Below are 5474 nucleotides of genomic sequence, written 5' to 3'. Positions count from 1 at the left end.
GCGTTGCCGAGGCTGCGCATTCTACGCTTTCCTCATCCCCCGTCAACCCCTATTTTCAAAGGATTTTCCGGGTGTCGATGTTTTGCTCAGCACGGTGTTTGATGACCCGCTGTGCCCCGTCGACAGGGAGCGCATTATAGGGGGTTCGAATAACTTGGCAAGGCAAAATGGAAAGTTTTTTCAAGTTTACGAGGCGATCGGTCAACCCCACCGCATTCACACAGAAAACCCACAGAGTTATCCACATCTCCACCCTAAAGCGACCTACTGAAAATAGCGTTTCGGCCAAGCCATGGGCTGATATCGGGAAATTTAGGCCGGAATTTCTTAGGCCCAGGTCACTCAGAGAGAGTTAAACTGGTTACAATACAGGCATCTAATTATCAAACCAGAGATTTTGGATGGATCCTCTCCTTCTTCTTACTCCTCTCCTGCTGGCCCTGGTTGCCGTTCGAATTGGTCTTCCTCCGCTCATCGGCTACCTCACCGCCGGCTTTGCTCTGTTTGGCGCCGGCATCGACGCGCTGGATTTTCTCAACCCTGTCGCTGATCTGGGTGTACTGCTGCTGCTGTTTGCCATTGGCCTGAAGCTGGATCTGAACAGCCTGACCAAGCGGGAGGTGTGGGGAACGGCGACCACCCATATGCTGATCATCGTCTTTGTCTGTTCGCTGCTGATCAAGGCGTTAGCATTACTGGGCCTGGGCCTGTTCGATCAGTTGTCGAATCCGCAGATCCTGACTCTGGGCTTCGCATTAAGCTTTTCCAGCACCGTCTTCGCCATCAAGACCCTGGAGGAGAGTGGCGATCTGCAGTCCCTTTATGGCCGCACCGCCATCGGCATTCTGATTATGCAGGACATCTTTGCGGTGGTTTACCTGACCATCAGCAAGGGGGTCTGGCCGTCGCCCTGGGCGCTGGTGCTGTTGGCCCTGCCCCTGGCCAGGCCCCTGTTGTTCAGAATAATGAAGAGCAGTGGTCACGGAGAGATGTTGGTGCTCTTTGGACTGGTGATGGCGCTGGTTCCCGGCGCCGCCCTGTTTGATGCCGTCGGCCTCAAACCGGACCTGGGTGCCCTGCTCATGGGTATCCTCTTGGCAGGTCACGCCAAATCATCAGAGTTGTCAAAATCACTGTTTCTGTTCAAAGAGCTGTTTCTGGTGGCCTTCTTCCTTACTATTGGCCAGCAGGGGATCCCCTCCCTCGAGGAGATCACAACCGCCTTGGCTCTGCTGACCCTGCTTCCGCTCAAGTTGCTGCTCTTTGTCGGACTGCTGCTGCTGTTCCGCCTCCGACTGCGCACCTCCTTCATGTCGGCACTGACCCTGGGTAATTTCAGCGAATTCGGGCTGATCGTGATGACCGCGGCCATCGCTACAGGCGGCCTGGAGGCCACCTGGCTCAGGGTGATCGCGCTGATGGTCGCCTTCAGCTTTCTGATTGCCGCCCCTCTGGGTCGACTGTCTCAGGGGATCTATCAGTGGCTGTTGCCCCGACTCAGCCATTGGCAACGCCACCCTCTCCACCCCGAGGACCAGCCAATCCATATTGGCCAGCCCAAGATTCTCATCTTCGGCATGGGCAGAATTGGGTCTGCGGCCTATGACTCCCTCGATATGGCCCACCAGGGTCAGGTCATGGGCATCGACCACAAACAGGAGATCATCGAGCGGCACAAGAGTGAGGGGCGACGTGCGGTACTGGGGGATGGCACGGATTCCGACTTCTGGGACAAGCTGGTGCCAAGCTCCAGCATCGATCTCATCGTCCTGGCTATGCCTTCACACCAGGGTAACCTCCATACTGCGGAGCTGCTGTTCAACAGTGACTACAAGGGCAAGGTAACCGCCATCGTGCGCTATCCCGATGAGGAGGAGGCACTGATCGACATGGGGGTCCACAGCGTCTACAACATCTATCAGGCCGCAGGTACCGGCTTGGCCGATCAGATACTGGAAACTCTGCCGGCCAGCCTGAAAAGCAATCCCTCTCTTTAACCCAAGGGCGGCTCAGCCGCCCTCCTCTATCCCCTTTGGAGTAACCGTGCCCCACTGATCTGTGATCAGGATCTCAGCCTGCTTGTTCCTGAAAATCCTCTGTTGATAATACCTGAGCACTTTACTAAGGTACTCTCATCTTAAAGATGCACTGAGAATGCACCTTTGGTAAATCACCCTCAACAACGACGAATCCCCAAAGCAGGTACGGTTATGAGTCGACAAAAAATCATACTCTGGGCGCTGATACTCACCTGTCTCGCCTCTTTCACCGTGCTGCTCTCCATGGGCAGCAATACTTACCGGGAGATGCCTCCCATTCCCTCACAGGTCATCAGTGACAATGGCCGGATCCTCTTCACCGAAGAGGATATTCAGCAGGGCCAGATGGCCTGGCGCTCCATGGGGGGGCATCAGCTTGGCTCCGTCTGGGGCCACGGCTCCTATGTTGCCCCGGACTGGAGCGCCGATTGGCTGCACCGTGAGCTACTTGCCTGGTTGGAGATCCGGGCCCAGGGCCAATTTGACAACAGTTACGACGCCCTTAGTGCGGCGCAGCAGAGTAGCCTGCAGGCCGAACTCAAGGCCGACGTTCGCCGAAACCGATATAACCCGGAAACCGGCACCATTACCCTGTCTGATACCCGCTTTGACGCCATTAAGATGGTGCAGACACACTACCTCTCCCTGTTTGGCGACGATCCCGAACTTCAGCCCCTGCGGGAGCAGTACGCCATGAAGGAGGGCACCCTGCCCTCACTGCAAAGACGTGAAGACCTGACCGCCTTCATCTTCTGGAGCGCCTGGGCGACCGCCACCGACCGCGTTGACCAGCCCGGTGTCTCCTACACCAACAACTGGCCCCATGAGCCCCTGGTGGACAACCTGCCCACCTCCTCTATTACCGTCTGGTCCATCTTGTCCGTCGTGGTGCTGATCTTTGGTGTCGCAGCCCTGGCCTGGTATCACTCCACCCTGAAGCATGATCCCCTGCCCACACCGGCCAAGGAGGATCCCATCTTCAGCCACCAGCCCTCCCCGTCTCAGCGAGCACTGGGTAAGTACTTCCTGACTGCCATCGGTCTGTTCATGCTGCAGATCGTTCTGGGAGGGATCACCGCCCACTATGCGGTTGAAGGCCAACAGTTCTACGGCATCCCCCTGTCCGATATCCTGCCCTACTCCCTGACCCGGACCTGGCACACTCAGTTGGCGGTATTCTGGATTGCCACCCTGTGGCTGGCTACCGGTCTCTATATCGCACCGGCACTCTCCGGGGGGCGCGAGCCTAAGTGGCAAAAGCTGGGCGTCAACCTGCTGTGGCTTGCCCTGCTGGTCGTGGTTCTGGGTTCCATGGCCGGCGAGTGGCTGGCGGTTCAGCAGGTGCTGGACATCGATCTCAGCTACTGGTTCGGTCATCAGGGACATGAGTACATCGACCTGGGACGATTCTGGCAGATTCTGTTGATGGTGGGGCTGGTCATCTGGCTTGCCCTGGTTACCGCCGCCATTCGTCCGGCCCTCAAGGAGCAGAATGACCATAAGCCGGTGATCTGGCTGCTCTATGTCTCCGTTGTCGCCATTGGCCTGTTCTACGGTGCCGGTCTGATGATGGGCAAGCACACCAACCTGGCGATGGCCGAGTACTGGCGCTGGTGGGTGGTGCATCTGTGGGTTGAGGGCTTCTTTGAAACCTTTGCTACTGCCGTGATTGCCCTGATGTTTGTCCGCCTGGGACTGATTCGAGCCCGCAGCGCCAACGCCGCGGTACTGTTCGCCACCCTGATCTTCCTCTCCGGGGGCATCATCGGTACCGCGCACCACTGGTACTTTACCGGTACCCCGACATCGGTACTGGCCTGGGGCTCCATCTTCTCCGCCCTAGAGGTGGTCCCTCTGGCCCTGATCGGTTTTGAAGCCTACGAGCAGTACCGCCTGCGCAACGCAGCCAGCTGGATGACCAACTACAAGTGGGCCATCATGTTCTTCGTGGCCACCGCCTTCTGGAACATGTTCGGCGCCGGCATGCTGGGCTTCCTGATCAACCCGCCCATCTCCCTCTACTATGTTCAGGGACTCAATACCACGGCAGCCCATGGCCACGGTGCCTTTATGGGTGTCTACGGAATGCTGGGTATTGGGTTAATGCTGTTCTGCCTGATGGGACTGAGCAAAGGGCGTGGCTGGAACCAGAAGCTACTGAAGTGGGCGTTCTGGAGCATGAACATCGGCCTGATGGCAATGCTGGTCATGTCGCTGCTGCCGGTAGGTATCATCCAGTTCTTCGCAGCCATCGATCACGGCTACTGGTTTGCCCGCTCTCCGGAAGTACTGCAAAGCGAACTGGTACGCCAGCTGGTGTGGTGGCGCGTACCTGGTGATATCCTGTTTGCCATTGGCGGCATGTTTATCGCGATGTTCCTGTTTGGCTTAGTAAAAGCCAGCTGGGCGGCCAAGCGTGCCAGGAAATTGGCCACCGCATAACACAAGTAGGGGGTACAGCAGTGCCCCCATTACCGGAGTCGATCCCATGAGTTCAGAGATACTGACAGGCAGGCTAGCCAAAGAGCACCAGACCATCAAGCATATGCTTCAGATCTACTGCAAGGCCCACTGCCAGGCAGAACTGAAGACCAACGGCCTGTGCCCCGATTGCCTGTCGCTATTGAACTACGCCGAGCAGAAACTGGACCGTTGTCCCTACGGGGAGAGCAAACCAGACTGTGCCCGCTGCCCAATCCATTGCTATAAGCCGCAACCCAGGGCCCAAGCTAAGAAGGCGATGATCTACTCCGGCCCCAGGATGCTCTACCGTCATCCCATAGAGGCGATTCAGCATATCCTGGATAAGCGCCGCCCTATACCAGAGAAGCCACCGGCTGGTGCCAGCCAATATGCCCGGCGTAAGGCGAACGCCAAGCAGAAACAATGACCACAGGGGACCCATAGGGTCCCCTTCTTTTTGCTTGCCGTTTCATCACCTGGCGCGATCCCCGACCCGGTTGGCAAAAGGCCAATCCCCCCGGCACTGAGCCTGGGCGGGAGAGGGGGGAAGCTGGCTTCCAGATTCGGGTGACAAGACCCTGGACCCTGGCGTGCGCCGGGGTGACGATGGTGCCTGTGGGTAAGGGAGCGCTTCGTAGCCACTCAGTGCCAGTTCATGACAATGCGGCTTCCCCAGCACAGTCATGCCGGCGCACGCCGGTATCCAGGGTCTTTTTCAAGCATGATCACAAAGCCACTGGGCCCCGGCCTTCGCCGGGGTGACGATGGTGCCTGTGGGTAAGGGCGCGCTTCGTAGCCACTCAGTGCCAATTCATGACAATGCAACTTCCCCAGCACAGTCATGTCGGCGCACGCCGGTATCCAGGGTCTTTTTCAAGCATGATCACAAAGCCACTGGGCCCCGGCCTTCGCCGGGGTGACGATGGTGCCTGTGAGACGTCCTTTACGAGCTATCTGGAAGCTCTGTGGAGC

Annotated in this window: 4 protein-coding genes; all 4 read left to right on the top strand. The window is 57.8% G+C overall.

Annotated elements, in window-relative coordinates:
* On the top strand, positions 1 to 271 hold a 271-nt coding region (locus FCL40_RS18685), incomplete at its 5' end, for a hypothetical protein (RefSeq protein ID WP_205729166.1).
* 130 nt (positions 272 to 401) lie between these two features.
* Positions 402 to 1997, top strand: a complete 1596-nt coding sequence (locus FCL40_RS18325; RefSeq protein WP_136854718.1) for a cation:proton antiporter family protein — start codon at positions 402 to 404, stop codon at positions 1995 to 1997.
* Positions 1998 to 2210: 213 nt separating this feature from the next.
* Positions 2211 to 4481, top strand: a complete 2271-nt coding sequence (locus tag FCL40_RS18320) for a nitric-oxide reductase large subunit (protein ID WP_136854717.1) — start codon at positions 2211 to 2213, stop codon at positions 4479 to 4481.
* 46 nt (positions 4482 to 4527) lie between these two features.
* Positions 4528 to 4929: a nitrous oxide-stimulated promoter family protein gene (locus FCL40_RS18315; RefSeq protein ID WP_136854716.1), complete on the top strand. Its 402-nt coding sequence runs from the start codon at positions 4528 to 4530 to the stop codon at positions 4927 to 4929.
* Positions 4930 to 5474 lie beyond the last annotated feature (545 nt).

The organism is Ferrimonas sediminicola, from assembly GCF_005116715.1.
In the GTDB taxonomy this organism is placed as follows: domain Bacteria; phylum Pseudomonadota; class Gammaproteobacteria; order Enterobacterales; family Shewanellaceae; genus Ferrimonas; species Ferrimonas sediminicola.
The sequence above is the reverse complement of the archived record's forward strand: the minus strand, read 5'-3'. Positions and strand labels throughout refer to the sequence as shown.